Genomic DNA, 25,993 nt, shown 5'->3' on the forward strand with positions numbered 1-25,993 from the left:
GATCCTACGTCGCCTCCACCCGTGACAGTCCGTCCGCCGCGGTGACGTGCAGATACGCCGCCCGCGCGCCCAACGCCTCGAACAGCTCGCGCCCGGTCCCCGTCATCCAGGCCTGCGCGCCGAGCGCCACGATCTCGTCGTAGAGCGCCGCGCGCCGGTCGGCATCGAGATGCGCCGCCACCTCGTCGAGCAGCAGGATCGGCGGCGCGCCGAAATCCTCCGCAAGGGCGCGGGCATTGGCAAGCACCAGCGAGACCAGCAGCGCCTTTTGCTCGCCGGTCGAACAGAGGCGTGCCGCGATGCCCTTGGCCGCGTAGACGCCGACAAGATCCGCGCGATGCGGCCCGGCCAGCGTGCGCCCGGCCTGCAGGTCGCGGGGGCGGCCCCGGGCCAGCGCGTCCGCCAGCGCCTCGGCCGTTTCGGGCAACGCCACGCCGTCGGGCCCTTCCAGCGCCAGCTCCGCCGCGGGAAACGCCGTCTCGGCCCCGGCCTGCGCGGTCGCCAGGCGGTGCAACGCCGCCAGCCGGTTCTGCATGATGTCGGCCCCGTGTGCCGCCATCTGCCGCTCGAGCGCAGCGTACCAGCCCGGATCCTCGACACCCTCCTTCAGAAGGCGGTTGCGCTCGCGCATGGCCTTCTCGTAGGCGAGCACCGCCTCGGCATGGTCGGGCGTCAGGCTCATCGTCATCCGGTCGAGAAAACGCCGCCGCCCTTCCGCGCCCTCGATCCAGAGCCGATCCATCGACGGTACCAGCCAGAGCACCCGCAGCAAGCGACCCAGCGCGACCTGCGGGGACGCCTTGCCATCGATCCGCACCTGCCGGGGGCCGGCATCCTCCACCCAGGTCTCGACCTCGTGGCTCGACCCGGGCGTCTCGACCAGCGCCGACACCTTCCAGCCCGGGGCGCCCGGGCGCGCCATCTCGTCGGCGCCGGCCCGGCGCAACCCGCGCCCCGGCGAGAGCAGGGAGATCGCTTCGAGGATATTCGTCTTGCCGGCGCCGTTCGGGCCGTGGATCGCGACCGGGCGCCCGTCGCACGACATCCGCAGCGCCGCATGGGACCGGAACTGCGCCAGCGTCAGTCCTGTCAGCGCCAGCCGGGGCATGGAACGGCCTTTCCAAGTGGCGGAAATATCCCCGCCGGAGGCATGATCCGCCGCGAAGCGGCCAGGATCACACCCGCATCGGCATGACGACGTAGATCGCCGAGGTGTCGTCGCCCTCGCGCATCAGCGTCGGGTCGCCGGCGGAATTGAACAGGAACACGGCGTTCTCGCGATCGACCTGGCTTGCGATCTCCAGCAGATACTTGGCGTTGAAGCCGATCTCGAGGCGCTCGTCGCCATAGGCCACGGCCAGTTCCTCCTCGGCCGCGCCCGCGTCCGGGGCATTGACCGACAGCACCAGCCGGTCCTCGTCAAGCTGCAGCTTGACCGCGCGCGACCGCTCCGACGACACCGTCGCCACGCGGTCGACGGCCTTGGCGAACTCCGCCGCGTCGACCTCGAGCTTGCGGGTGTTGCCCATGGGAATGACCCGCGTGTAATCGGGAAAGGTGCCGTCGATCACCTTGGAGGTCAGCGTGATCTCGGGCGTGGCGAAGCGCACCTTGGTTTCACTGACCGAAACCGCGATCTCGGTGTCGTCGTCGTCCAGAAGCTTGCGCAGCTCGCCGACGGTCTTGCGGGGCACGATCACGCCCGGCATGTCCTCGGCGCCGGCGGGCAGCGGCGCGTCGATCCGGGCGAGCCGGTGGCCATCGGTGGCGACGCAGCGCAGCACGCGGCCGTCTTCGCCCTCGGCGACGTGCATGTAGACGCCGTTCAGGTAATACCGCGTCTCCTCGGTCGAGATGGCGAATTTCGACTTGTCGAAAAGCCGGCGCAGCACGGGGGCGGGCGCGGCGAAATTCGAACTGTATTCCGACGACGCCATCACCGGGAAATCTTCCTTGGGCAGCGTCGCAAGCGAGAAGTTGGAGCGCCCGGCGCTGACCTCGAGCCGGCCCGAGGCGCCGTCATCGGCCAGCGTGACCAGCGCACCGTCGGGCAGCTTGCGCACGATCTCGTGGAGCGTGTGGGCCGCAACGGTTGTCGCGCCCGACCGCTCGACCTGGGCCACGGCCTTGTCCACCACCTCGATGTCGAGATCGGTGGCGCGAAAGCTGACGGAATCGCCGTCGGCCTCGATCAACACATTGGCGAGGATCGGGATGGTGTTCCGGCGTTCGACGACGGATTGCGCCTGGGCCATCGCCTTGAGCAGCGCGGCACGCTCTATGCTGATCTTCATACCCTCGTTCCTTCGGCTGTCGGGGCGGCGAGACTAGCCGAACCGACCCGTAACACAATGGTTTTCTCAGGACTGTCCGACGAACCGGGCAGAGGGTCAAGAGGCGCGCCGCCACGCGCGCCCCTCACGCCTCCAGCATGCGGCGCAGAAGTTCCACGTCCTCGTCGATCTGGTTGTCGACGGCGCGCAGTTCCTCGATCTTGCGCACGGCGTGGATCACCGTCGTGTGGTCGCGCCCGCCGAAGCGCCGGCCGATCTCGGGCAGGGACTTGGACGTCAGCGTCTTGGCCAGGAACATCGCCACCTGCCGCGGCCGCGCGATGGTGCGGGTGCGCCGCGTCGACAGCAGGTCCGTCATCCGCAGATTGTAGTGGTCGGCCACCTTGCGGATGATCTCGTCGATGGTGACCTTGCGATCGGAGGCCCGCAGGATATCGGCCAGGCAGTCCTGCGCCAGGTCCAGTGTCACCTCGCGCCCGACCAGCGAGGCAAACGCGAAGAGCCGCGTCAGCGCGCCCTCGAGGACCCGCACGTTCGTCGAGATGCGGTGCGCGAGGAATTCGAGCACGCCGTCCGCGATCTTGAGATCGGGATACATGCTGCGCTGCGCCTCGACCTTCTGCTGGAGGATCCCGAGCCGCAGTTCGTAATCCGTCGGGTGCAGGTCAACCACCAGGCCCCATTGCAGGCGCGACTTGATGCGTTCCTCCAGCCCGTCGATCTCGCCCGGCGCCCGGTCCGCCGAGATGATGATCTGCTTGTTCTGGTCCACCAGCGCGTTGAAGGTGTGGAAGAACTCGTCCTGGGTCGAGTCCTTGCCGGCGATGAACTGCACGTCGTCGACCATCAGAACGTCGACGGAGCGGAACAGCTCCTTGAAGCCGATCATGTCCTTGAAGCGCAAGGCCTGGACGAAGCGGTACATGAACTGCTCGGCCGAGAGATAGACGACCTTGGCCCGCGGGTTCCGCCGCTGCAGGTCCCAGGCGATGGCGTGCATCAGGTGCGTCTTGCCAAGCCCCACCCCGCCATAGAGGAACAGCGGGTTGAAGGTGACCGACCCGCCCTCGGCCACGCGGCGGGCGGCGGCATGGGCCAGCTCGTTCGGCTTGCCGACCACGAAGGTCTCGAAGGTGAAGCGGACATCGAGCGGCGCGCCCGGCAGGTCGATGTCGTCGCGGCCGGGCGCATCCGGCGCGACCATGGTCTCGTCTGCCGGCGCCTCCGCCGGAGCCGCCCGGTCGGCCTCGGGGGTCTCGACGGCGGCGCCGCCCGATTTCACGCAGAAGTCGAGCCGGTGCACGTCCATGTCGTTGCGCCCGAGGGTGCGCAGGATCTCGTCGCCGAAGTTCCGCGACACCCAGGTCCCCATGAAGGAGGTCGGCACGAAGAACCGCGCCACCCCGTCGGAGATTTCTCCGAACTCGAGGGGCTCTATCCAGTTCTTGAAGGCATCTTTTCCAACCGATTGCAAAAGCTCAGAGCGTACACGTCCCCAAGTGTCGTGCGTCATTTCCAACCCGTCATTTTATTCGTTCAAGACTGCCGCCAGGGCAGCCCCCGGGCCTTCCAACCATTGGTCGTGCCCCGGTGTTTATTTGCATCCAAATCGCCCTCGAAGCCCTCGGCCACGTTAATACACTCGGCCCTTTGCCCGCGCGCCTGGAGTTCCGCAGCGAAAGCGGTGGCAGCCTCCATGGAACGCGCCCCGGACCGGCAGATGAAGAAGACCTTGGACGGCAGCGTGTCCCCGAACTCTTCCATCAGCGCCGCGGAGAATGCCGGGTTGACCGCCATGTCGGGGAACTGGCGCCACTCGTGCAGGATCACCGAGCGGCTCAGCGTCGACAGGTCGGGCACACCGACAAACCCCCATTCCGGCCGGGTTCTGACATCGATCAGCACGGCATCCGGAGTATCTTGCAGCTCTTTCCAGGTTTCGTCAGGCAATACCTCGGAAACGCTCGGACTCCGGTCCGCGCTCATCGCAGCTTCCCCCAAAGGCGGTTTGAATCGCTTGTCGAAGCTAGCAACAGGCTCACATGGGCGGCAACTTATCTTCGCGCTTGACTCTAAGCTTGCTGATTCCGAATCCCCGAAACTGTTACAGAAACGTCGCAGCCGGCAACCGACGCGGGTTCAGGACGCCCATTCGATGGGCAATCGACCACCCGAAACGCAAAAGGCGCGCCCGGAGGCGCGCCTTGCTGTCATCAAACCGTCAATGGAGCGGACGGCTCAGGCGCCGAGCGCCTTAACCCGGGCCGACAGGCGCGAAAGTTTGCGCGACGCGGTGTTCTTGTGCATCACGCCCTTGGTGACGCCGCGCATCAGTTCGGGCTGAGCCTTGCGCAGCGCCTCGGCCGCGGCTTCCTTGTTGCCGCCGGCGATCGCTTCCTCGACCTGGCGCAGATAGGTGCGGATGCGCGACCGGCGCGCCTTGTTGACGGCATAGCGGCGCTCGTTCTGACGGGCGCGTTTCTTGGACTGGGGCGTATTGGCCATGTGCGTGTTCCCTTCGTGGGGTCGGTATCAATTTGCGTTTGCGCGGGATGACCCCACCCCGGGTTCGCTACCGGGCGATTCTGGCCAAGGCGGGCCTCACGCGCATGTCTGGACCGGGCGTATAGAGAAAAGCCTGGCGATTGCAAAGGCCCTTTTTGGCGGGCCTTGCCGGGATCACTTGTCGCGGAACTGCGGCTCGCGCTTCTCGAGGAAGGCGGACATGCCCTCTTTCTGGTCTTCCGTGGCGAAGAGCGAGTGGAAGAGGCGACGCTCGAAGAGCAGCCCCTCGCGCAGCGTCGTCTCGTAGGACCGGTTCACCGCTTCCTTCACCGCCAGCGTCGTGATCTGCGATTTCTCGGCGATCTTCTGGGCGGCGGCCATCGCCTCGTCCATGAGCTTCTTGGCGGGCACCACGCGGCTGACGAGCCCGGCGCGTTCAGCCTCTTCGGCATCCATGAAGCGCCCGGTCAGATGCATGTCCATCGACTTCGACTTGCCGACGAACTTGGTCAGGCGCTGGGTTCCGCCGATGCCGGCGACCACGCCGAGATTGATCTCGGGCTGGCCGAACTTCGCCGTGTCGGCCGCGATGATGAAGTCGCACATCATCGCCAGTTCGCAGCCCCCGCCCAGCGCGTAGCCGGCCACCGCCGCGATGATCGGCTTGCGACAGCGAAGCATCTGCTCGACCTCGGCGCCGAACAGATCCTCGGTGAAAACCTCGACGAAGCTCTTCTCGGACATCTCCTTGATATCCGCCCCGGCCGCGAAGGCCTTGGACGACCCGGTCAGCACGATCGCGCGGACCTTGTCGTTGTCTTCGGCTGCCTTCAGCGCCTTGGCGAGCTCGGACAGCAGCGTGCTGTTGAGCGCGTTCAGCGCGTCCGGTCTGTTGAGCTTTATCAGCGCGACGTGGTCCTCGACCTCGACGATCAGCGTCTCGTAAGCCATCCGGGAACCCTTTTGATGATCTCGGCCAGATTCCTTACCAGCTATCGGCCCGCGTTCAACCTATCTCTGGCATCCCGGACAATAGAAAGTCGACCGTCCCGATTGAACGATCCGCGCGATCGTTCCGCCGCAGGCGTCGCGGCGGCATGTCTCGCCCTCGCGCCCATATACGGCGAACGCGTGCTGGAAATAGCCGAGTTCGCCGTCGGCCTGTCGGTAATCGCGCAGCGAGGATCCCCCGGCCGCAATCGCGTCCTGCAGGACCGCCCGGATGGCCGGCACCAGGCTCTGCAGCCTTTTTTGGCCGAGATTCCCGGCCTTTCGCCGCGGCGAGATGCGCGCCCGCCAAAGCGCCTCGCAGACATAGATGTTGCCGAGCCCCGCCACGACCCGCTGATCGAGCAAGGCCGCCTTCATGGGCGTGCGGCGCCCGGCAAGCCGCGCCGCCAGGTACGACTCGTCGAAGGCGTTGCCCAGCGGCTCCGGCCCGAGGCCGGCCAGCAGCCAGTGTTCCTCCGCGGTCGCGGTCGCCACCAGGTCCATCGCCCCGAAACGCCGCGCGTCGTTGAACGTGATTCGCGCGCCCCCCTCCATGTCGAGCACGACATGGTCATGCTTATCGGGCGCCGGATGGTCGTGGTGGAACTGCGCCACGGCGTGGCGCGCCGCATCGGGCAGGCTGACCAGCAGCCGCCCCGACATGCCCAGATGCACGATCAGCGTCTCGCCGGAGGACAGCGCCAACAACAGGTATTTCGACCGCCGCCCCAGGTGCAGGACGCGTTGACCGGTCAGCCGCGCGGCGAGCCGGTCGGGCAGCGGCCAGCGCAGATCGGGGCGCCGCACATCGGCACGCGCGATCCGTTTTCCAGCCATCACCGGCTCCAGCCCCCGGCGCACGGTCTCGACTTCGGGCAGTTCGGGCACAATCGCCTCCGTTCGGAAAGGACGCATTGCTCCGCCCCTCAGGCGCCCTATAAGGAGGGGGAGTTTCAGCCGAGTGCAAGACCCATGACCGACGCGCCCAAAACGACCCATTTCGGCCGCCAGACCGTGCCCGAGGACCAGAAGGCCGGGATGGTCCACGGCGTCTTTACCAACGTCGCCTCGAAATACGACGTGATGAACGATGTCATGTCCATGGGCATCCACCGCGTCTGGAAGGATGCGATGATGGACTGGCTCGCCCCCCGAAACGGCCAGCGCCTGCTGGACGTGGCCGGCGGCACCGGCGACATCGCCTTCCGCTTCCTCGATCGCGCGCCCGGCGCCACCGCGACCGTTCTGGACATGACCGAGAGCATGCTGGTGGAGGGCCGCAAGCGCGCCGAGGCCGCGCAGCTTGCCGACCGGCTGGACTGGGTGGTGGGCGACGCGATGGCCCTGCCCTTCGAGGATAACAGCTTCGACGTCTACACGATCTCCTTCGGCATTCGAAACGTGACCCGGATCGAGGATGCGCTGACCGAGGCCTTCCGCGTGCTGCGGCCGGGCGGCCGGCTGATGGTCCTGGAATTCAGCCAGCTGCCGAACCACGGGCTGCAATGGCTCTACGACCGCTACTCTTACAACGTCATCCCGGAAATGGGCCGCCTGATCGCGAATGACCGCGAGAGCTACCAGTATCTTGTCGAAAGCATTCGCCGCTTCCCCGATCAGGAGAGCTTTGCGGCGATGATCCGCGCGGCGGGCTTCGAGAACGTCAAGTTCCGCAACCTGACCTTCGGTGTCGCCGCGCTTCATTCCGGCTGGAAAATCTAGGCCATGCGCGGACCCCACAATATCTGGAGCCTGATCCGCACCGGCGCCACCTTCGAGCGCACGGGCGCCATGGGGGTCGCGCTCAAGGCCGTGAACGCGCCGCCCCAGATGCGGCTCGCCGCGCGGGTGGTCGGCTGGCCGTTCAAGTGGCTCGGCGCCAAGGGCGACCCGACCATGCCCCCGGTGACCCGTGCGCTGACCGCCATGGGCCCGGCCTACATCAAGTTCGGCCAGATCCTGTCGACACGTCCCGACGTGGTGGGCGACGAGCTTGCCCAGCAGCTTCGGGTTCTGCAGGACAAGCTGCCGCCTTTCGACACCGCCACCGCCAAGGCCTCCTTCGAGCGGGAAATCGAGATCGCCGCCGACGCGGCCTTCAGCGAATTCAGCGAACCGGTCGCGGCCGCGTCGATCGCGCAGGTTCACCGGGCGCGGCTGCGCAGCACCGGCCGCGACGTCGCGGTGAAGATCCTGCGCCCCGGCATCGAACGCGCCTTCCGCCGGGACATCGACGCCTTCTACTTCGTCGCCAACATGATCGAGCGGCTCTCCCCCGCCTCGCGCCGGCTGAAACCGACGGACGTGATCGCCCATTTCGAAGGCGTAGTGATGAAGGAGCTGGACCTGCGTCTCGAGGGCGCGGCGGCGGCGGAATTCGCGGCCTCGACCGCCGACGATCCGGGTTTCACCGTACCGGAAAACCACTGGCCGCTGTCAGGCCGCCGGGTGCTGGTGCTGGACTGGGTGGGCGGTATTCCCATGGGGGACGTGCCCGCGCTGCGGGCCGCCGGTCACGACCTGACGGCCCTGGGCGAACGCGTGCTGCAGATGTTCCTTCGCCACGCGCTCCGGGACGGATACTTCCACGCGGACATGCATCAGGGCAATCTCAAGGTGTCCGACAGCGGCGACATCGTGGCGCTGGATTTCGGGATCATGGGGCGGATCGACGAATACACGCGCCGGGTCTACGCAGAGATCCTGATGGGCTTCATCCGCAAGGACTACCGCCGCGTGGCCGAGGTGCATTTCGAGGCCGGCTACGTGCCCGCCGACCGCGACATCGACGCCTTTGCCCAGGCGCTAAGATCGGTGGGCGAGCCCATCTTCGGCATGGACGCGAGCCAGATCTCGATGGCAAAGCTCCTGGCCTACCTGTTCGAGGTGACCGAACGCTTCGGCATGGAAACCCGGACGGAGCTGATCCTGCTTCAGCGTACCATGGTGGTGGTCGAGGGCGTGGCGCGGTCGCTTCATCCGAACATCAACATCTGGGAAGTCGCGCAGCCCGTTGTCGAGGATTACATCCGCACCAATGTCGGCCCGCGCGCCTTTGCCCGCGACCTCGCCGAGACGGCGAAGGTCCTGGCCCGGTTCGGGCCGCGTCTGCCCAAGCTCGCCGAAGCCGCGATCATGGCGCAAGTCGACCCGCCGCAGCCGGACCCGCCGCGCCGGGGATGGCACCCGGTGGCCTGGGCCGCGCTGGGCGCCGCCGCGTCGGCCGCGGGTTTCGCCGCCTATCTCGGCCTGTGAACGCCGGGGGCCGATCAGTCGTCGGGCGCGCGCACCGCACTGATCTCGGAAGCCGGCACCTCCGCCCCGCCTGCCAGGACGAGAAGCGTGCGCTCGCCGTCGAGCCGGGCCTCCCGCACCGCGGCGTAGACCTCGGCGGGGTGTGTCTCCGTCTCGCCGCCGGAGGTCTCGCTCTCTACCGTGAAGCTGTAGCGCCCGGCCGGCAGGATCGCGCCGTTCGCATCGGCGCCCGTCCAGACGACGGGACCGTCCGCGACGGTCAGCGGCAGCGACTGCACGATGCGCCCCGCCGGATCCTGGACCACGAGCCGCGCGCTCTCGGCGCCGGTGGCGAAGCGCGGCACCAGTTCCAGCGGTGTTCCGTCGAAATCGGCCGGCACCGCGGCGCGGGCTTCCAGCCCGACCCACCCCGCCAGCGCCGTCGCGTCGGCGGCGCCAAGCTGGCTTTGGATGGCGGTCAGCAGCGAATTGGTCTGCACCTGCTGTTCGACCCCCGAAAACGTCGCCAACTGCATCGCGAAGTCGTTGCTGTCGAGCGGGTTGAGCGGATCCTGATGCTTGAGCTGCTCGGTCATCATTTTCAGGAACGTCTCGAAATCCGAGGTCACCATCTCGGCAGCGCCGAGCTGCGGGGGTGACGATGCCGCGGATCCGGCTCCGGCCGTTGCGGGATTGATCGGGTCCATCTCCTGTCCTTTCAGAGCCTGATATCCATGCCGCCATCGGTCGCCGCGCGGAGCGTGATCCGCTGCGCCGCATCGGTTTCGCCGGTGGTCTCTTGCGCCGCGAGGCCCGCGGAGACGGGCGTTCCGGCGGCCTGGTCCCCGCCGCCGTCCTGGCGGGCAAAGCTGAAGCCGGCGGTGCCGAGACCCAGCCGGGCGAAATCCTGCGCCAGCATGTCCACGTGCCGCCGGATGAGTTCGAGGGTCTCGGGCCGCTCGACCGACATCGCCACGGTGACGCCCTGATCGGTCAGGCTCAGGGTCATGCGCACCTGCCCGAGTTCCTGCGGCTCGAGACGGATTTCCACCGGCCGGCCTGGATCGAGGCGCGCCGCCTCGGCCAGCTGGGCCGAGACCGCGCGGGCCAGCGCGGGCGGCGTCTGTGCACCGCGGTCGGCGGCCAGGGGTCCGGAAGCCTGGAAAACGCGCTCCGCGCCCGGGCGATCCCCCGGACGCAGATCCGACGCGGCGGCCGGATCCTCGAAAATCCCCATCATTTCGGGACCGGCCGCGCGGCCCGTGGTTTCCGCCGAACGCCCCCCGGGCGCGGAGGGGCCGGCGGGCACCGCCGCTGGCGACGGCGCATCGATCCTGGGCGCGGCGGCGGGGGCGGGCCGGGCGGTCGTGGCGCGCAGGCGCGCTTCGACGCGCGGGGGCAGGTCCGCCCCATCGGCCATGGGCAGGGCTCTGGCCCGGGGCGCTGGGGGCGCCGCCAGCGGGGCCGCGGCAGTGTCGGGCCGCGCGCGCGGCATCTCGGTCCCGGGGGGATCCACGGGGCGGCCCGGATCGCCTGCCCGCACCTCCGGCACGGTCGGCGCGGTCGGGGCGCCCGCCCCGGACGCCGGCGCGAGCGGGGCCGGGGCATGGGCGGGCGGCGAGGCAGGCCCCCGGGCCGGCGGCCGGGTCGTCTCGGCGCGGCCGGGGTCGGCCATGGGGGGCGCCGGCGCCGCCTGCGGCCAGGCGGCCGGCACATCCGCCGCACCGCGGCCAAGGCCCGCCGGCATTGCCGCGCCGTCCTTTGCTGGGGGCGGTGCCGGATCGGCCTCGGGCGCCGGGACGAGGCCCGCAACGGCGACGTCGGTCATGTCCAGCCCGACCGCGTGTCCGGCTGCGGCCCGATCGGCCCGGCCCGGCGCGACGCCGGCCTCGTCTGGCGGATCGGCGGCCGTATCCTCGCCCGGCCCGTCGGTGGGGTCGTGACCGGTTCGTGCCAGGACGGCGACGAATCCCACCCGGACGACGGGCACGGAGCCGTCGGCCGGCACAGCTGTGGCGCCGGGCCCGTCGCCGCTGGCGCGGGACGGTGCGGCGTCGCCGCGCGGCTCGGTCGGCAGGATCAGGATATGCACATGCGCCTCCGGATTTCTGTCACCGGGGCAGCTTGCATGGCGCGGGTTACCGCTTCTTTACCCGTGCGGGGGAAAATCCGGAAACTTGTCAGGAATCGAGGCCGATATGCAGATCACGCCACATCCCGCCGCCCCGCCGCCCGCCCTGCGCCCCGAGACGGAGGACCGGCTGCGCGACGCGGCCCGCGCGCTCGAGGCGAGTTTCATCTCGCAGATGCTGAAATCCGCCGGTCTCGGCGAGACCCCGTCCGCCTTTGGCGGCGGCGCGGGCGAAGACCAGTTCGCGTCTTTCCTGCGCGACGCCCAGGCCCGCGCCCTGGCAGAGGCCGGCGGCTTCGGCCTGGCGGAGTCGATCTTCGAGTCGCTCAAGGGGCGGGCCGATGACCCGGCGTGACGTTCGCGAACTGGCCAGCCTGATGGATCGGGAGCGCCGGCTCCTGCTATCCGGCGATCTCGCGGCCCTGGCCCGTCTCGTGCCCGAGAAAACCCGGCTCGCCGCGGCCCTGCCAAGCGCCGGGGTCGACCGCGAGACCGTCGAGGCGCTCTCGCGCTCGGCCCACCGCAACGCCCGGCTGCTGGCCGCCGCGCTGAGCGGCATACAATCCGCCCAGCTCCGGCTTTCCGCCGCGCGCGACACGCCCCCGAACCTCGAGACCTACGACCGCGGCGGTCGCCGGCAGACGCTGGGCGGCGCGGGGATCCGCCACGATCACAAGGCCTGAAGGGGATGGTCCGCAATTCGCCTAAAATCAGCGGCTTCCGCGGCCCAACCCGTTAATAACCCGTTAGGATTTGCGCCGCAGTCTCGCCCCCGCATCCCGAAGCGGATGGCGCGGCCCGCGGAACACCGTGACCCGCAAAAGTCAGAAGGACGTGAGCGGCCGCCCCCGGGCGGCGAAAGGAACAGCGGTGTCAAAGACATCGCCGCATGGAAGGAAATGCACATGTCCAGCATCCTCACGAACACCAGCGCGATGATCGCGCTGCAGACCCTGCGCGGGATCAACGCCAATCTCGAATCCACGCAGAGCCAGATCTCCACCGGCAAGGCGGTGGCCACGGCCAAGGACAACTCCTCGGTATGGGCGATCTCCAAGGTGATGGAATCCGATGTGAGCGGGTTCACCGCCATCTCCGAAAGCCTGTCGCTCGGCGAGTCCACCGTCGCCGTGGCGCGCCAGGCGGCCGAGACGGTCACCGATCTCCTGACGCAGATGAAAGAGAAGATCGTCGCTGCGCAGGAAAACAACATCGACCGCGCCAAGGTCCAGTCGGACGTCGCGGCGCTGCGCGACCAGATCGCCTCCGTCGTCGGCGCGGCCCAGTTCAACGGGCTGAACCTGGTCGATGGCAGCGTCGCCAGCACCGATGTGCTGTCCTCGCTCGACCGGGATGCCTCGGGCAACGTGACCTCGTCCTCGATCACGGTGAGCGCGCAGGATCTCTCGACCGGCGGCTACGCGGCCAAGGACGTTCTGACCGGCTCGACCGGCGCCTCGACCAATGCCGACAGCGCGGCCTTCACCATCGACACCGGCGGGTCCACCGGCAACATCGTCACGAACGAATCGAGCGATACCTTCGCGGCCGGCGACCGGATCATCCTGTCGGTCGAAGACCAGACCGTCGCCTACACGGTCACCGCCGAGGACGCCGCCGCCTCCACCACCGGCGATATCGTGGCGCTGGGTCTCAAGGCCGCGGTCGACGCGCTGGGCATCAGCGACGCCACCGGCGCGCTCGACATCGACTACGACAGCGGCACGCCCGGCACCCTGGTCTTCACCAACAACACGGGCGAGGATGTCGCGATCAGCGCCCAGTTCGAGAATGCGGGGTCCGGCGGGCTCGGCCTTCTGGCCGGGATCGACGTCTCCTCGCAGGTCGGCGCCGCCAACGCGCTGGGCAACATCGAGTCGTTGATCCAGACTGCGGTCGATGCCTCCGCCGCTTTCGGCACCGCCGAGACCCGGATCGACATCCAGTCAAGCTTCGTGTCGAAGCTGACGGACTCGATGACCGCCGGGATCGGCTCCCTCGTCGATGCTGACATGGAAGAAGCCTCGGCGCGGCTGCAGGCGCTCCAGGTCCAGCAGCAGCTGGGGACCCAGGCGCTGTCTATCGCCAACCAGTCGCCCCAGAACATCCTTTCGCTCTTCCGGTAAGGGCCACGGGGCGGGGCGGCACCGCCGCCCCGCCCCTTCCCTGAACACCCACAGGACCGGAGGAGTCCCCCATGAACGCCACCGACATGGCGCGCACGGCCTATGGCGGCCCGGCCGCGCCCGTGCGCAGCGCGCGCAGCACCGAGTACGAGATCTTCGCCCGTGTCACCCGCCGCCTGAAAGATGCCGCCGACGCGGCCGAACCGCGGCTCGGCCCGATGGCCGAGGCGCTGCACCAGAACCGCCGGCTCTGGGCGATCCTGGCCGCCGATCTCGCCGGCGACGACAACGCCCTGCCCGAGGCGCTGCGCGCCCAGCTCGTCTCGCTCGCCGAGTTCACCCGCCAGCACACGCAGCGCATTCTTCGCGGCGAGGCGCAGCCGGACGTTCTCGTCGAGATCAACACCGCCGTGATGCGCGGACTGAGGCCGGAAGGAGTCCCGGAATGACCGGTCTCGTCCTGAAACTCGGGCCCCAGGAACGCGTGCTCGTCAACGGTGCCGTGATCGAGAACGGCGCCCGGCGCGGCCGCTTCAGCGTGCTCACGCCCGGCGCCAAGATCCTGCGGCTGCGCGACGCGATCCATCCCGAGGCCGCGAACACGCCCGTGCGGCGGGTCTGCTACATCGCCCAGCTGGTCCTGTCGGGCGACGCGGAGCCGGACGCCGCGCGCATCCAGCTGGTGCGGGGGATCGAGCAACTCAGCCAGGTCTTCACCGATTCCGACAGCCGCCAGTACCTGGACCGCGCCACCGAGGATATCCTGCAGGACCGGTTCTACCCGGCCCTCAAGGCCCTGCGGGCGCTGCTGCCCCGGGAGGAGCGGCTGATGGCCGCAAGCAAGAGATGAGCTTCCAGCCCGTCCTTCCCCTGGGCGGGCTGGCCGGGTTGCGCTTTCTCGACCGCACCCTGGACCGGCAGAGCGCGGCGTTCGTCCAGGCCCCCGAGATCCAGCGAAACACCGATCATTTCCGCGCCCGGATCGGCCAGATCGATACCGCCGCCGCGCTGGTCTCGGATCGCAGGGTTCTCGAGGTGGCGCTCGGTGCCTTCGGGTTGCAGGACGATCTCGGCAACCGCTTCTTTATCCGCAAGGTGCTGGAAGAGGGCACCCTTTCCGCGGACGCGCTGGCCAACAGGCTGGCCGATCCCCGGTATGCCGAGTTCGCGCGCGCCTTTGGCTTCGGGGATTTCGCAACGCCGCGCACGCAGCTGAGCGACTTCGCCGACGACATCGTCGCGCGCTACGAAACCCGCAGCTTCGAGGTCGCAGTCGGCCGGCAGGACGAGTCGCTGCGGCTCGCGCTCGAGGCCCGGCGCGCGCTGGGCGAGATCGCCGGAAGCGACGCGACCGAGCGCACCAAGTGGTTCCAGGTGCTCGGGGCACCGCCGCTTCGCAAGGTGTTCGAGACCGCGTTCGGGCTGCCGGCAGCTTTCGCGACGCTGGATATCGACCGCCAGGCCGACGAGATGCAGGCGCGCGCCGCGCGCGCCTTCGGCGGGGACAGCATCGGCCAGTTCTCCGACCCGGACCGGGTCGAGGCGCTGGTCCGTCGCTTCCTCGCGCAGGCACAGCTTGCGGCCGGCCCGCCGGCATCGGCGCCCGGCATGGCGGCGCTGTCTCTCCTGCAGTCGACCGGCAGCGCGCGGTCGATCCTCGAAGCGCTTTACTGATCCGCACCGCTCGCCGGGTCCGGCCGCGCAAGCAGCGTCTCCAGCCGGGCGAAACTCGCCGCGACGCCGTCCGGTGCGGGCTCGGCCAGGAAGGCGTCGAGCCCGGGCCAGAGCGCCACGGCCTCGTCGATCTGCGGATCGCTGCCCGTGGTGTAGAGCCCGGCCTGGATCATCATCTCGGACCGGTCATAGGTGCCGAGCACGCGCCGCGCCCGCGAGATCAATGCGTTCTCGGCGGTCGTCGCGGCGGCCGGCAGGCTGCGCGACACCGATCGCAGGAGATCGATGGCGGGGAAGCGGCCCCGCTCGGCGATCGCGCGGTCGAGCACGACATGGCCGTCAAGCACCCCGCGCAGGATGTCGGCCACCGGTTCTTCCATGTCCGAGCCCGGCACGAGCACGGTGAAGACCGCCGTGATATCGCCCTGCGCGCCCGTGCCGGGCCCCGCCCGTTCGCAGAGCGACATGATCATGTGCCCGGTCGATGGCGGATAGCCCCGCAGCGACCCCGATTCGCCCCCGGCGAGCGCGACCTCGCGATGGGCGTCGGCGAAGCGGGTGATCGAGTCGGCCAGCAGCAGCACGTGCCGCCCCTGGTCGCGGAAATGCTCGGCCACCGTCATCGCCGCCAGCGCGCAGCGCCGGCGCGTCAGGGCCGACTTGTCCGAGGTCGCGGTGACGATGACCGCCCGCGCCATGCCCGCGGGGCCGAGCACCGTTTCGACGAAATCGCGCAGCTCGCGCCCGCGTTCGCCGATGAGACCGATCACCACGACATCGGCGGCCAGGCCACGCGCGAGCGCGCCGAGCAACGAGGACTTGCCCACGCCCGATCCCGCGAAGAGACCCAGCCGCTGACCGCGCACGACGGGCAGCAGGGTGTCGAAGACCGCGAGCCCGGTCTCGAGCCGCGCGCCCAGTCCGCGGCGCTGGCCGGCATCCGGCGGCGCCGCGCGATAGCGCCGCGCCTGCGATCCGCGAAACAGGGGCCGCCCGTCGAGCGGCCGGCCATAAGGATCGACGATGCGCCCGATCCAGCCGTCATCCGGCGCCAGCGACGGGTGGCCCAGGAGCCGTACCCGGTCGCCCACGGACAGCCCGTCCACCGCGCCGCCGGGCAGCAGCGTCACCGTATCGCCGGACAGGACGACGACCTCCCCCTCGACGGGGGCGCCGGCCACGGGTTCCACCCGCAGCATGTCCCCGAGCGCGACCGAGGTACCAAGGCCGCCCACCTCGACGGCGCCGCGGGCGATGGCGGTGACCCGCCCCAGGGCATGCGCGGGTCTTATGGCCGCGATCTCGGCGGCGAGCGGCGCGTAGTCGGTGAAGGTCATGCGGGTCTCCATCCCTGTTTTCTCGCCAACCGTTTCTAAAGGAATCGCGCTTAAGCCTTGGTTGAAACCGATCGAGGGAGAAGCCCCGATGCCCGAGCAGCTCGAGATCATCCAGATGGCGCAGTCGATGGCGCGGCACGCCGCCGCGCGCAGCGCCGCCATCGCCCGCAACATCGCCCATGCGGACACGCCCGGTTACCGCGCCGTCGACCTGCCGCCCTTCAGCGAGGTCTACCAGCCCGTCCAGCCGGCCCGGCTGCGCGCCACGCGCCCGGGCCATATTTCGCAGGCCGGCGCGGACCTGCCGCGGGCGGACCACGCCGCCCGCCCGGTCGAGTCGCCCGACGGCAATACCGTCGCGCTCGAGATCGAGATGATGAAGGCGATCGAGTCCCGCCGCGCCCATGACCGCGCGGTCGCGGTCTACGGCAAGTCCCTCGACATTCTCCGCGCCAGCCTCGGCCGCATCCGATAGGTCCCGAAATGAATGCTCTGAACACTTCGATGGCGCTGGCCGCCAGCGGCATGCAGGCCCAGGCCACCCGCCTGCGCCTGACATCCGAGAACATTGCCAATGCCGACACGCCCGGCTTTCACCGCAAGACCGTGATGTTCCGCGACGCGGTCGAGGGCGACCGGGTCACGCTCGGCCCGGTCCGGCTCGACCCGACCGCGCCCGACCGCATTTACGACCCCGCCCACCCGCTGGCCGACGCGACCGGGCATTACCGCGGCTCGAACGTCGATCTCCTGGTCGAGATCGCCGACGCCCGCGAGGCCCAGCGCAGCTACGAAGCCAATCTCAAGATGTTCGACCAGGCCCGGCAGATGTCGAGCGGCCTGATGGAACTGCTCCGCCGTTGATCTAGGAGGATCCAGAATGACCCCGGCAAGCACCATCGCCCCGAATCTCTACTCCGCCGCGCGATCCGCGACGGCCCCGACCCCCCAGGCCGACGCCGCGTCGCGCCTCGGCGATGCCGCCAGGGGTTTCGCGGAGACGCTGCACCATGGCGAGACCACCGCCAAGGCAGCCATGGTCGGTGACGCCGACGCCCACGCGCTGGTGGAGGCCCTCGCCGCGACCGAGCTCGCGGTCGAGACGGCGGTCACGGTCCGCGACAAGGTCGTCGAGGCCTACCAGGAAATCCTGCGGATGCCGGTCTGACGATGACCGAAGCCCTGTTTTACGACACGCTCCGCCAGGGGCTCTGGGTCGCGGTGCTGATCTCGGCGCCGATCCTCGGCGTCGCGCTGATCGCGGGTGTCGCGGTCGGGCTGTTCCAGGCCCTGACCTCGATCCAGGAACTGACGCTCACCTTCGTGCCGAAACTGCTGGCGATCGTCGCGGTCTTCTGGGTGAGCATGGGCTTCATGAGTGCCTTGCTGACGAATTTCTTCAGCCGGCAGCTTCTGCCCCTGATCGCCGGGAGCTGACCCATGGACACCACCGGCTACACCACCCTGACGCGCCAGTCCGGCCTGATGCACGAGATGCGGGCGCTGGCCAACAACATCGCCAATCTGGGCACCACGGGCTTCCGCGCCGAGAGCGTCATCTTCACCGAACATGTGCGCGCCCTGGGCGAGAGCGCGGGCTCGCTGTCCATGGCGACCGCCGCGGCCCACGCGACCGCCGCCGGGCAGGGCGCGCTGACCCGAACCGGCGGGGCCTTCGATCTCGCGATCGAGGGGCCGGGGTTCTTCCAGCTCGAGACACCCGCCGGCCCGCGCCTGACCCGCGCCGGGGCCTTCCTGCCAAACGCCGCCGGGGAGCTGTCCACGCCCGATGGCTACCGGCTGCTCGACGCCGGCGGCGCACCGATCTTCGTGCCCCCGGATGCGGCGGCGGTCACGATCGCGGCCGACGGCACGCTCAGCGCCGATGGCCGGCCGCTGGCCCAGATCGGCCTGGTCCAGCCGGAGAGTCCCGTCGACCTCCGCCGCGAGGATGGCGTGCGGTTTCGTGCCAAAGGGCCGCTGGCGCCGGTCGAAAGCCCGGTGATCCAGCAGGGCTTCCTGGAACAATCGAACGTCGACCCCGTGATCGAGACGGCCCGGATGATCGAGGTCCAGCGCGGCTACGAGCTTGGCCAGGCCTTCCTCGAGCGCGAGGACGAGCGCATTCGCAACGTGCTCCGGACGCTCGGCAAGTAACCGAAAGGACATTCCATGCGCGCCCTCAAGATCGCCGCCACGGGCATGAGCGCCCAGCAGACCCGGGTCGAGGTCATCTCGAACAACCTGGCCAACATGAACACCACCGCCTACAACGCGCGCCGCGCCGAATTCGCCGACCTGCACTACCAGCAGGTGGCGCGGGCCGGCGCGATCAACGCGTCCGACGGCACGGTGCTGCCGGCGGGCGTCCAGCTCGGCCTCGGCGTCCGGCCCTCGGCCGTGACGGTCAACGTCGCCCAGGGCTCGCTGTCGCAGACCGACGGGGATCTCGACCTCGCCATCGACGGGCCGGGCTACCTGGAAGTGACGCTGCCCTCGGGCCTGCCGGCCTACACGCGCGACGGGGCGCTCAAACGCTCGGCCGACGGGCTGATCGTCACCGCCGACGGCCACGCGGTGGCCCCCGACCTCACCATTCCCGACGACGCGCGCAGCCTGTCGATCAATGCCGATGGCGAGGTCTACGCCTATTTCGCCGACCAGGTGGAACCGGAATTGCTCGGCCAGTTCTCTCTGGTGGGGTTCTCCAATGAAAAGGGCCTCGAAGCGATCGGCTCCAACCTCTTCCTGGAGACCCCGGCCTCGGGGGCCGCCCTGGTCGGCACGGCCGGGGAAAACGGTCTCGGCACCTTCCGCCAGGGCTATCTCGAGGATTCCTCGGTCGACGCGGTGCGCGAGGTGACGGAACTGATCGAGGCGCAGCGCGGCTACGAACTCAACGCCAAGGTCATCACGGCGGCCGACCAGATGCTGGGGGCGACGACGCAGATCCGATGATCCAGGCCACCGCTCTCCTCCTCGCCACGCTCGCCCTTGCATCGCCCGCCGGGGCCGAAACCGTGATCGCCGCCCGCACGATCCCGAGCCATGCGGTGATCGGGCCGGCCGACCTCTCGCTGCATCCGGGCCGTGTACCCGGCGCGCTCGACGACCCGGCAGAGGCCATCGGCCGCGAAGCCAGGGTCATTCTCTATGCGGGGCGGCCGATCCGCCCGGGCGATATCGGCCCGCCCGCCCTGATCGAACGCAACCAGCTGGTCACCATCGTCTACCGCCGGGGCGATCTCGAGATCCTGGCCGAAGGCCGCGCGCTCGGCCGGGCGGCCGAAGGCGAGCGGCTCCAGGTGATGAACCTCGCCTCGCGCGCCACCGTCACCGGCAAGGTCACCGGCACCGGGGCGGTCCGCGTCGCCTCCGGTCCACAGAAATGAGGCCCGCCATGCACCGCATCCTTCCCGTCCTGGTCCTGGGCATGATCGCCGGCTGCGCGCGGCTGGACCATGTCGGCAAAGCCCCGGATTTCTCGCCCGTCTCGGCAAGCCGCGAATACGCCGCCATGGCCCATGGCGGCCCGGCCTATGGCGCACGGAGCGGCATCCGCGGCGAACCGGCCTCGCTCTGGCGCGGCGGGCGGGATTCGCTGCTGGGCGATCGGCGCGCACAGCAGCGCGGCGATATCCTGACCGTGGTGATCGAGATCGACGAAAGCGCGCAGATCGCCAACAGCACCGCGCGGTCGCGCTCCGGCTCCGAGAGCATGTCGGTACCGGAATTCCTGGGGCTGCCGCAGCGCCTGGCCGAAGAGCTGCCCGATGGCGCCGGGATGGATCCCGCGGTGAGCGCCAATTCCTCCAGCAGTTCCAGCGGGGACGGCTCTGTCAGCCGTAACGAGAAGCTGACCCTGCGCGTCGCCGCAACCGTGGTGGAGGTAATGGGCAACGGCCACCTGAAGATCCGCGGCACACAGGAGGTGCGCGTCAACTTCGAGCTGCGCGAGTTGCTCGTCACGGGCTTCGTGCGACCCGCGGACATCTCGCGCCGCAACGAGATTACCTATGACAAGATCGCCTCGGCGCGGATTTCCTATGGCGGACGGGGACACATCACCGACGTTCAGCAGCCGCGCATCGGCCAGCAGCTGGCCGATATCTTCCTGCCGTTCTGAGGTTCCGGATGGCCAAGGTTCTTCCCGTTCTGTTCGCGTTGCTCGGTCTCGGCGCCGGTATCGGGGCCGGGTATTTCCTGCGTGTCCCGGACCCGCCGCCGGAAGAGACCGCCGCCGCCGACTGCCCCGCGCCGGGGCCGGAGGCCACGCCGGACAAGATGCCGCCGCCGGACTCTTCGCCGCGGAACTACGCCAAGCTGACGAACCAGTTCGTGGTGCCGCTCGTGTCGGACGGGGCGGTCACGGCGCTCATGGTTCTCTCGCTCAGCCTCGAGGTTGCACCGGCCGCCGCCGAACGGGTCTATGAACAGGAGCCACGGCTGCGCGACGCGTTCCTGCAAGTCATGTTCGAGCATGCCAATGCGGGCGGATTCACCGGCAACTTCACCCGGATCGAGAGCCTCGGCCCGCTGCGCCGCGCGCTGCTGGAAGCCGCGCAGAACACGCTCGGCCCCGAGGTGAGCGACGTTCTCGTGACAGATATCCTGCGTCAGGACAGCTGAGAGCCGTCGGCCGCGCGCCGCCGTGCGCGATTGCGGATAAAGGCGGCGGTCTCGGCCTCGGCCAGCCGCTCGGATACCCTTTGCCGCCCGAGATCCCGCGCCGCCCGCGCCCGCGCGCCCGCCTCGTGCGCAAGCGCTGCGGCAAGCGCGGTGTTGAGCTCCGCGCGCCGCGCGGCATGACGTGCCCGCCATGCCCGGTCGATCGTGGCGCGCACGGCCGGATCGCCGGCCCAGCCCAGCGCCTGCGCGGTTTCGGCATCGAGCGCGTCGATCTCGGACTCCAGCCGCCGGCGCTCGGCCACGGCCTGGCGCAGCGCGGCGAGCGCGGCATCGGACGCCGCCGCGGTCAGCCGGCCCAGCGCCGCCATGTCCCGCCGCCCCGTCATGCCTGCCGCGCCCGGGCCCGGCGCCGCATCGCCTCGGCGAAGCGGATCGCGGCGGCGACGGCCTCGTAGTGCTCGGGACGGATCTCCTGGCCGATGTCCACGCTCGCATGGAGCGCCCGGGCACAGGGCGGATCGCGGTGGATCGGGACCCCCGCGGCCTGCGCGGTCTCGCGGATGCGCGCCGCGATCTCGTCGACCCCCTTGGCCACGCAGACCGGGGCGCGCCCGGACCGCCTGTTCCAGCGCAGCGCGACCGCGAAATGCGACGGGTTCACCACGACCACGTCCGCCCCCGGCACGTCGTTGAGCATCCGGTTGGTGGCGATGTCCTGCCCGCGCTGCCGGCGCTCGCGTTTCATGTGCGGATCGCCCTCGGTCTGGCGCGACTCTTCGGTCAGCTCGCGGTGGGTCATCATGTTCTTGCGGCGGTGCTCGGCGACCTGCCAGAGGTAATCCACCGCCGCGATGGCGATCGTCAGCGCCAGAACGGCACCCAGGAACCCGAGGAGAAGTTCGCCCATCAACAGGCTCACCTGTCCCGGATCGCCGCGCAGGCTGCCGACGAGCGGGTCGCGGCGCGCCAGCAGGAACATGCCCACCGCGGCGGAGGTGACGAAGAGCTTGACCGCGCTCTTGGCGAACTCGAAGAGCCCGGCGCGGCCGAAGCGGTTCTTGGCCACCGAAACCGGCGAGATGCGCGAGAGCTTCGGCGTCAGTTTCTCCGGCGCGAAGACGAAGCCGCGCTGCGCCGCGACCGCGCCGACCACGAAAAGCAACGGCAGCCCCAGCACCGGGGCAAGTGCCACGCCGATCTCGCGCAGGAACGCGCCCGCCGGGGGCGCACCGCCCGACGCCGCCCGCTCGAGCCAGGCGGCCATCGCGGCGCCGGCCCGATCCGCGGTGAAGGCCCCGCCCGCGGCAAAGGCGAGGATCAGCCCGGCCAGCCCCGCGGCCGCGTTCAGGTCGGTGGACCGCGCCAGCTCTCCGCGGCGCCGCGCGTCGTCGAGTTTCTTCTGGGTCGGCTCGAAACTCTTCTCGGCGCCGTCCTCGGGCATCTGGCTCATGGGCGGGCCTCGAAGGGATTGGCCAGCAGGCCGTCGGCCCAGGCAAGCCAGACCGGCAGCATCAGCGGCAGCGTGACCGCCAGCAGGACGAGCCCGCCGAAGGTGATCGCCGGCGCCCCCACGAAGGCCACCATGAGCTGCGGCATGGCGCGGTTAATGACGCCCAGCGCCACGTTGTAGATGAGCGAGGCGATCAGGAACGGACCGGCCAGCGAGAAGCCGAGCGCCAGCGCCTCGGCGATGCGGCCTATGCCCCACTCGGCCGCCCCCCCGGCCAGCGGCATCTGCCCGGCCGGAAGCGTGTCGTAGGACAGGATCAGCGCCGCGGCGATCTTGACGTGCAGCCCCTGCATCGCCGCCAGCGCCAGCGCGGAGACGACCATGAGATTGCCCATCGCGGGCAGCGGTTCCGCCGCCGCGCCCCCGAAAAGCTGTGCCAGAGAGGTCGCCTGCGCGGCCAGCGCACCCGCGAACTGCAGCGCGACGATGATGAGCCGCATCACGATGCCGAGCGACAGCCCCGCCACGGTTTCGGTCAGGACGAACCGCCAGGGCATCGCCCCGGTCATGTCGGCCGGCAGGGTCGGCGCCACCGCCGGGAAGACCACCGCCGTGAAGGCCAGTGCCAGCACCAGGCGCACGCGCTGCGGCACACCCTGCTGGCCGAAGCCGGGCATCAAGGCCATGACCGCGCCCACCCGCAGAAAGACCACGAATGCGAGCGCGAGGCCCTCGCGCGTCCAGGCCGCGAGATCCGCCAGCGCCCCGGTCATGCCGCCACCATTCCCATCAGCGCGGGCTTGGCGTGGGTGCCAACCTCCTCGAAGGAGAGCACCGGGTTCGCGATCCCCTTGGCCGACAGAACGCTGCGCAGGAAACGCCGGCGATGGGCGCTGGTGACGATGGCCGGGTAGGCCCCGCCCTCGCCGGCGCGGGCGATCTTCTCGGCCACGGCCGCGGCCAGGCGGTTGAAGGTCTCGGGCGGCAGGGCCACGTCCGGCGCGCCGCGCTCCGCGCCGGTCTGGTAGGTCTCGAAGACCTGCTCCCAGTCAGAGGCGAGCTGGATCAGCGGCAGCGTGCCGTCCTCGCGCCGCAGCCCGGCCACCATCTGGAAGCCGAGCCGGCGGCGCACATACTCGCAGATGGAGTCGGGACCGGCGGCGCCGGGGCGGGCCTCGGCGATCGTCTCGAGGATCAAGGGCAGGTTGCGGATCGAAACCTGTTCTTCCAGCAGCAACCGCAGCACCGCCAGCAGCACGTCGACGGGCACCTTGTCGGGGATCAGTTCGTCCAGAAGCCGCCTGTTGGCCGCGGCCCGCGCCGGATCGGAAAGGTTGCAGAACTCGTCCAGCAGCCGGCGCAGGGCCTTCAACGTCATCAACCGCGAGAAGTTGCGTTTTATGACCTCGAGAAGATGCGTCGCCAGCACCTCGGTCGCGGTCACGACCGTATCGCCGGCCAGCGCGGCCTCTTCCTTGGCCTCCGGCGGGATCCAGCGCGCGGGCGCCCCGAAAACAGGTTCCCGGACACGGTCCTCGGCCCCGGGATCCGCGGCACCCTGCTCGAGCACCAGGACCCGGTCGGGTTCAAGCCGGTCACGGGCCTGCTCGACCCCGTGGATCCGCACGACATAGGTTCCGCGCGGCAGACTCGCGTTATCGGTCAGGCGGATCTCGGGCAGGATCATCCCGAAGGACTCGGCGATGTGATTGCGCATGCTGAATATGCGCGCGTCCAGCCCGGTCGCCGGATCCATCGCCATGGGAACGAGGTCGGTCGCGAATTCCACGTGGATCTCGTCGAGATCGAGCACGTCGCCGATCTCGCTGCCGGCGGGCTTGGGCTCCGGCGCCGGGGTGACCTCGGCCGCCGCGGCCTGCGCGGCGATCCGGCGTCCGACCCACCAGGTCGCCGCGCCCAGCACCGCCGCGCCCCCGATGAACGGCAAAAAGGGCAGCCCCGGCACCAGCGCGAAAAGCGCCATCAGCAGCCCGACCGTGCCCAGCGCGGCCGGGTGGCGGCCGAGCTGGCTGAAAATCGCGAAATCGGTCGCACCCGTCGCACCACCGCGGGCGAGCAGCAGGGCCGAGGCGATGGAGATGATGACGGCCGGGATCTGGGTCACCAGCCCGTCGCCGACGGTCAGGATCGCATAGGTTTCGAAGGCCTGCGAGAGCGGCATGTCATGGATCAGCGTGCCCATGGCCAGCCCCATCACGATGTTCAGAAGCGTGATCAGCAGCCCCGCCACCGCGTCGCCCTTGACGAATTTCGACGCACCGTCGAGCGACCCGAAGAACGTCGTCTCGGCCTGTTCGGTCTCGCGGCGGCGCTTGGCCTCGGTATGGTCGATCGCGCCGGCCGACATGTCGCTGTCGATGGCCAGCTGCTTGCCTGGCATCCCGTCGAGCGCGAAGCGCGCCCCGACCTCGGCCATGCGGGCGGCCCCCTTGGTGATGACGATGAAGTTCACGATCATCAGGACGCCGAAGACCACCAGCCCGAGAAACAGGCTGCCGCCCATCACGAACATGGCGAAGCCCTCGATCACCCCGCCGGCCGCGGCGGTGCCGCTGTGGCCCTCGCCGATGATGAGCTTGGTCGACGAGACGTTGAGCGACAGCCGGAGCATCAGCGAGGCCAGCAGAACCGTCGGAAAGGCCGAGAAATCCAGCGGCCGTTCGACGAAGAGCGTGACCGTGAAGATCAGGATCGCCAGTCCGAAGGACGCGGCAAGACCGGTATCGAGCACCCAGGCCGGCATCGGCAGGATCATCATCACGATCACCGCCATCAGCGCCAGCGCCAGCAGCACCGTCGGGCGGAACAGGGCGGCGGGGTCGAAGGCGGGCATCAGCGCGTTCCTGCCCCGACGAAGGGGCCGAACAGCGCGGCCTCGCGCAGCGGTACGAGCGAGCCGCGGGTGGCGGTTTCCGTCCGGCCGGGCTGCAGCAGCGGATAGCGGTTGGCCCCGGCACGCGACACGGGGGCGGGCGGCGCTTCGGGCGCGCGCTCCGCCGGCGGCGCCGCCGCGACACGGGCGAGGTGCCGCTCGAAGCGGGCGCGGTAACGGCTGGCCAGTGCGGGGGTGCGCGAGTGGTAGGCCCCCGCCGCGGCGGGCCATGTGCCCGTCTCGGCATAAAGCTTCTGCAGGAAATGCGCGGCATAGAGGGCGCCGGCCTCGGGCTCGAACATCTGCGCGGCCGAGTCGAACGCGGCCCCGTGCCAGCGGAAATTGATCTGGAAACAGCCGATGTCGAAACTGCGGGCGCCGCGCGCCTGGTGGCGCCGGACATAGGCCTCGGCCTCTGCGCGGCTATCGAACCAGTGACCGGCCCCTTCCATGTTGACGGTCCATGGCCAGGGGCTGATCCGGCCGTCACGCGCGCGGCCGGTCTCGGTCAGGGCGATGGCGCGCAGCACCGCGACCGGAACCCCGGTCCGGCTGGCGGCCATCCGGGCGGCGCGGTCGCAGAGCTGCGCGGGATCGCCTGCCGCCCGGGCGGGCAGCACGGCGAGCACCATCAGCACCGCGACCCCCAAGAGGCAGCGGATTCCGGTCAGGGGTGTGGGGCGCGGGTGCGGTGTCTGGGGCATGGACCGTCAGTTCTTGCCGATCTCTC

32 protein-coding genes are annotated in these 25,993 nt (G+C 69.8%); 17 read left to right on the forward strand and 15 right to left on the reverse strand.

Annotated features, from left to right (window positions below):
- Window positions 1-4: 4 nt before the first annotated feature.
- The 7 genes from recF to mutM all read right to left on the reverse strand — a co-directional run bounded on the left by recF (window position 5) and on the right by mutM (window position 6,677).
- Window positions 5-1,108 (reverse strand): DNA replication/repair protein RecF, encoded by a 1,104-nt coding sequence (gene recF / locus ACQ5SP_RS10530; protein ID WP_430938326.1) that lies wholly within the window; start codon window positions 1,106-1,108, stop codon window positions 5-7.
- A gap of 67 nt (window positions 1,109-1,175) precedes the next feature.
- Complete coding sequence (dnaN, locus tag ACQ5SP_RS10535) at window positions 1,176-2,294, reverse strand: DNA polymerase III subunit beta (protein WP_430938327.1); 1,119 nt, start codon at window positions 2,292-2,294, stop codon at window positions 1,176-1,178.
- A 124-nt stretch (window positions 2,295-2,418) separates the two neighbouring features.
- Entirely contained in the window at window positions 2,419-3,807 is a 1,389-nt protein-coding gene (dnaA, locus tag ACQ5SP_RS10540; protein WP_430938328.1) for a chromosomal replication initiator protein DnaA, read from the reverse strand.
- A gap of 23 nt (window positions 3,808-3,830) precedes the next feature.
- Window positions 3,831-4,280, reverse strand: coding sequence for a rhodanese-like domain-containing protein (locus tag ACQ5SP_RS10545; RefSeq protein WP_430938329.1), 450 nt, complete (start codon window positions 4,278-4,280; stop codon window positions 3,831-3,833).
- Window positions 4,281-4,532: 252 nt separating this feature from the next.
- Complete coding sequence (rpsT, locus tag ACQ5SP_RS10550; protein WP_430938330.1) at window positions 4,533-4,799, reverse strand: 30S ribosomal protein S20; 267 nt, start codon at window positions 4,797-4,799, stop codon at window positions 4,533-4,535.
- A 174-nt stretch (window positions 4,800-4,973) separates the two neighbouring features.
- Window positions 4,974-5,750, reverse strand: coding sequence for an enoyl-CoA hydratase (locus ACQ5SP_RS10555; RefSeq protein WP_430938331.1), 777 nt, complete (start codon window positions 5,748-5,750; stop codon window positions 4,974-4,976).
- A gap of 60 nt (window positions 5,751-5,810) precedes the next feature.
- A complete protein-coding gene (gene mutM, locus ACQ5SP_RS10560) occupies window positions 5,811-6,677 on the reverse strand; it encodes a bifunctional DNA-formamidopyrimidine glycosylase/DNA-(apurinic or apyrimidinic site) lyase (RefSeq protein WP_430938332.1) in 867 nt (288 codons plus the stop codon).
- Between the two features lie 84 nt (window positions 6,678-6,761).
- Between mutM and ubiE the strand changes: the two genes are divergently transcribed.
- Together ubiE and ubiB are read left to right on the forward strand one after the other, a co-directional pair.
- The gene (gene ubiE, locus ACQ5SP_RS10565; protein WP_430938333.1) at window positions 6,762-7,511 is read left to right on the forward strand and encodes a bifunctional demethylmenaquinone methyltransferase/2-methoxy-6-polyprenyl-1,4-benzoquinol methylase UbiE; all 750 of its coding nucleotides are present in this window, start codon (window positions 6,762-6,764) and stop codon (window positions 7,509-7,511) included.
- A 3-nt stretch (window positions 7,512-7,514) separates the two neighbouring features.
- Complete coding sequence (gene ubiB / locus ACQ5SP_RS10570; protein WP_430938334.1) at window positions 7,515-9,044, forward strand: 2-polyprenylphenol 6-hydroxylase; 1,530 nt, start codon at window positions 7,515-7,517, stop codon at window positions 9,042-9,044.
- Window positions 9,045-9,058: 14 nt separating this feature from the next.
- On the opposite strand, the gene ACQ5SP_RS10575 is transcribed toward ubiB, so the two are convergent.
- On the reverse strand, window positions 9,059-9,730 hold the full coding sequence (locus ACQ5SP_RS10575; RefSeq protein WP_430938335.1) for a flagellar hook capping FlgD N-terminal domain-containing protein: 672 nt from the start codon (window positions 9,728-9,730) through the stop codon (window positions 9,059-9,061).
- Between the two features lie 11 nt (window positions 9,731-9,741).
- The gene (locus ACQ5SP_RS10580; protein WP_430938336.1) at window positions 9,742-11,115 is read right to left on the reverse strand and encodes a flagellar hook-length control protein FliK; all 1,374 of its coding nucleotides are present in this window, start codon (window positions 11,113-11,115) and stop codon (window positions 9,742-9,744) included.
- A 106-nt stretch (window positions 11,116-11,221) separates the two neighbouring features.
- On the opposite strand from ACQ5SP_RS10580, the gene ACQ5SP_RS10585 reads away from it, so the two are divergent.
- The 6 genes from ACQ5SP_RS10585 to ACQ5SP_RS10610 all read left to right on the forward strand — a co-directional run bounded on the left by ACQ5SP_RS10585 (window position 11,222) and on the right by ACQ5SP_RS10610 (window position 14,954).
- Window positions 11,222-11,509 (forward strand): rod-binding protein, encoded by a 288-nt coding sequence (locus tag ACQ5SP_RS10585; RefSeq protein ID WP_430938540.1) that lies wholly within the window; start codon window positions 11,222-11,224, stop codon window positions 11,507-11,509.
- The gene (locus ACQ5SP_RS10590; RefSeq protein ID WP_430938337.1) at window positions 11,496-11,837 is read left to right on the forward strand and encodes a flagellar protein FlgN; all 342 of its coding nucleotides are present in this window, start codon (window positions 11,496-11,498) and stop codon (window positions 11,835-11,837) included. The genes ACQ5SP_RS10585 and ACQ5SP_RS10590 overlap by 14 nt, the downstream gene beginning before the upstream one ends.
- A 222-nt stretch (window positions 11,838-12,059) precedes the next feature.
- Window positions 12,060-13,280, forward strand: coding sequence for a flagellin (locus tag ACQ5SP_RS10595; protein ID WP_430938338.1), 1,221 nt, complete (start codon window positions 12,060-12,062; stop codon window positions 13,278-13,280).
- A gap of 71 nt (window positions 13,281-13,351) precedes the next feature.
- Window positions 13,352-13,729 carry a flagellar biosynthesis regulator FlaF gene (flaF, locus tag ACQ5SP_RS10600; RefSeq protein ID WP_430938339.1) on the forward strand — a complete coding sequence of 126 codons (378 nt, stop codon included), beginning with the start codon at window positions 13,352-13,354 and terminating at the stop codon, window positions 13,727-13,729.
- On the forward strand, window positions 13,726-14,130 hold the full coding sequence (gene flbT / locus ACQ5SP_RS10605; protein WP_430938340.1) for a flagellar biosynthesis repressor FlbT: 405 nt from the start codon (window positions 13,726-13,728) through the stop codon (window positions 14,128-14,130). Before flaF ends, flbT begins: the two co-directional genes overlap by 4 nt.
- Window positions 14,127-14,954 carry a DUF1217 domain-containing protein gene (locus ACQ5SP_RS10610; RefSeq protein ID WP_430938341.1) on the forward strand — a complete coding sequence of 276 codons (828 nt, stop codon included), beginning with the start codon at window positions 14,127-14,129 and terminating at the stop codon, window positions 14,952-14,954. Before flbT ends, ACQ5SP_RS10610 begins: the two co-directional genes overlap by 4 nt.
- Here ACQ5SP_RS10610 and ACQ5SP_RS10615 read toward each other — a convergent pair.
- Window positions 14,948-16,291, reverse strand: a complete 1,344-nt coding sequence (locus ACQ5SP_RS10615; protein WP_430938342.1) for a FliI/YscN family ATPase — start codon at window positions 16,289-16,291, stop codon at window positions 14,948-14,950. The two genes, ACQ5SP_RS10610 and ACQ5SP_RS10615, sit on opposite strands and share 7 nt — an antisense overlap.
- An 88-nt stretch (window positions 16,292-16,379) precedes the next feature.
- Between ACQ5SP_RS10615 and ACQ5SP_RS10620 the strand changes: the two genes are divergently transcribed.
- The 9 genes from ACQ5SP_RS10620 to ACQ5SP_RS10660 are packed head-to-tail and all read left to right on the forward strand — an operon-like array spanning window position 16,380 to window position 20,920.
- A complete protein-coding gene (locus ACQ5SP_RS10620; RefSeq protein WP_430938343.1) occupies window positions 16,380-16,766 on the forward strand; it encodes a FlgB family protein in 387 nt (128 codons plus the stop codon).
- Between the two features lie 8 nt (window positions 16,767-16,774).
- Window positions 16,775-17,155 (forward strand): flagellar basal body rod protein FlgC, encoded by a 381-nt coding sequence (gene flgC, locus ACQ5SP_RS10625; RefSeq protein ID WP_430938344.1) that lies wholly within the window; start codon window positions 16,775-16,777, stop codon window positions 17,153-17,155.
- Between the two features lie 16 nt (window positions 17,156-17,171).
- Window positions 17,172-17,459, forward strand: coding sequence for a flagellar hook-basal body complex protein FliE (gene fliE / locus ACQ5SP_RS10630; protein WP_430938345.1), 288 nt, complete (start codon window positions 17,172-17,174; stop codon window positions 17,457-17,459).
- A 2-nt stretch (window positions 17,460-17,461) separates the two neighbouring features.
- Window positions 17,462-17,728, forward strand: a complete 267-nt coding sequence (locus ACQ5SP_RS10635; protein WP_430938346.1) for a flagellar biosynthetic protein FliQ — start codon at window positions 17,462-17,464, stop codon at window positions 17,726-17,728.
- Between the two features lie 3 nt (window positions 17,729-17,731).
- Entirely contained in the window at window positions 17,732-18,448 is a 717-nt protein-coding gene (locus ACQ5SP_RS10640; protein WP_430938347.1) for a flagellar hook-basal body complex protein, read from the forward strand.
- A gap of 15 nt (window positions 18,449-18,463) precedes the next feature.
- Window positions 18,464-19,249, forward strand: coding sequence for a flagellar basal-body rod protein FlgG (gene flgG, locus ACQ5SP_RS10645; protein WP_430938348.1), 786 nt, complete (start codon window positions 18,464-18,466; stop codon window positions 19,247-19,249).
- Window positions 19,246-19,683, forward strand: coding sequence for a flagellar basal body P-ring formation chaperone FlgA (gene flgA, locus ACQ5SP_RS10650; RefSeq protein ID WP_430938349.1), 438 nt, complete (start codon window positions 19,246-19,248; stop codon window positions 19,681-19,683). The genes flgG and flgA overlap by 4 nt, the downstream gene beginning before the upstream one ends.
- Window positions 19,684-19,691: 8 nt before the next feature.
- Window positions 19,692-20,417 (forward strand): flagellar basal body L-ring protein FlgH, encoded by a 726-nt coding sequence (flgH, locus tag ACQ5SP_RS10655; protein ID WP_430938350.1) that lies wholly within the window; start codon window positions 19,692-19,694, stop codon window positions 20,415-20,417.
- Window positions 20,418-20,425: 8 nt separating this feature from the next.
- Complete coding sequence (locus ACQ5SP_RS10660) at window positions 20,426-20,920, forward strand: flagellar basal body-associated FliL family protein (protein ID WP_430938351.1); 495 nt, start codon at window positions 20,426-20,428, stop codon at window positions 20,918-20,920.
- On the opposite strand, the gene ACQ5SP_RS10665 is transcribed toward ACQ5SP_RS10660, so the two are convergent.
- From ACQ5SP_RS10665 to ACQ5SP_RS10685, 5 genes are read right to left on the reverse strand one after another with little or no spacing between them, the layout of a single operon-like run.
- Window positions 20,908-21,306: a hypothetical protein gene (locus ACQ5SP_RS10665; protein ID WP_430938352.1), complete on the reverse strand. Its 399-nt coding sequence runs from the start codon at window positions 21,304-21,306 to the stop codon at window positions 20,908-20,910. The genes ACQ5SP_RS10660 and ACQ5SP_RS10665 overlap by 13 nt on opposite strands.
- The gene (locus ACQ5SP_RS10670) at window positions 21,303-22,370 is read right to left on the reverse strand and encodes an EscU/YscU/HrcU family type III secretion system export apparatus switch protein (protein ID WP_430938353.1); all 1,068 of its coding nucleotides are present in this window, start codon (window positions 22,368-22,370) and stop codon (window positions 21,303-21,305) included. The genes ACQ5SP_RS10665 and ACQ5SP_RS10670 overlap by 4 nt, the downstream gene beginning before the upstream one ends.
- Window positions 22,367-23,143 carry a flagellar biosynthetic protein FliR gene (locus tag ACQ5SP_RS10675; protein WP_430938354.1) on the reverse strand — a complete coding sequence of 259 codons (777 nt, stop codon included), beginning with the start codon at window positions 23,141-23,143 and terminating at the stop codon, window positions 22,367-22,369. Before ACQ5SP_RS10675 ends, ACQ5SP_RS10670 begins: the two co-directional genes overlap by 4 nt.
- Window positions 23,140-25,224: a flagellar biosynthesis protein FlhA gene (gene flhA / locus ACQ5SP_RS10680; RefSeq protein ID WP_430938355.1), complete on the reverse strand. Its 2,085-nt coding sequence runs from the start codon at window positions 25,222-25,224 to the stop codon at window positions 23,140-23,142. The genes ACQ5SP_RS10675 and flhA overlap by 4 nt, the downstream gene beginning before the upstream one ends.
- A complete protein-coding gene (locus ACQ5SP_RS10685; RefSeq protein ID WP_430938356.1) occupies window positions 25,224-25,967 on the reverse strand; it encodes a lytic transglycosylase domain-containing protein in 744 nt (247 codons plus the stop codon). The genes flhA and ACQ5SP_RS10685 overlap by 1 nt, the downstream gene beginning before the upstream one ends.
- Window positions 25,968-25,993: the final 26 nt, after the last annotated feature.

Source organism: Rhodovulum sp. YNF3179 (genome assembly GCF_050586465.1).
GTDB lineage: Bacteria > Pseudomonadota > Alphaproteobacteria > Rhodobacterales > Rhodobacteraceae > CAJXYS01.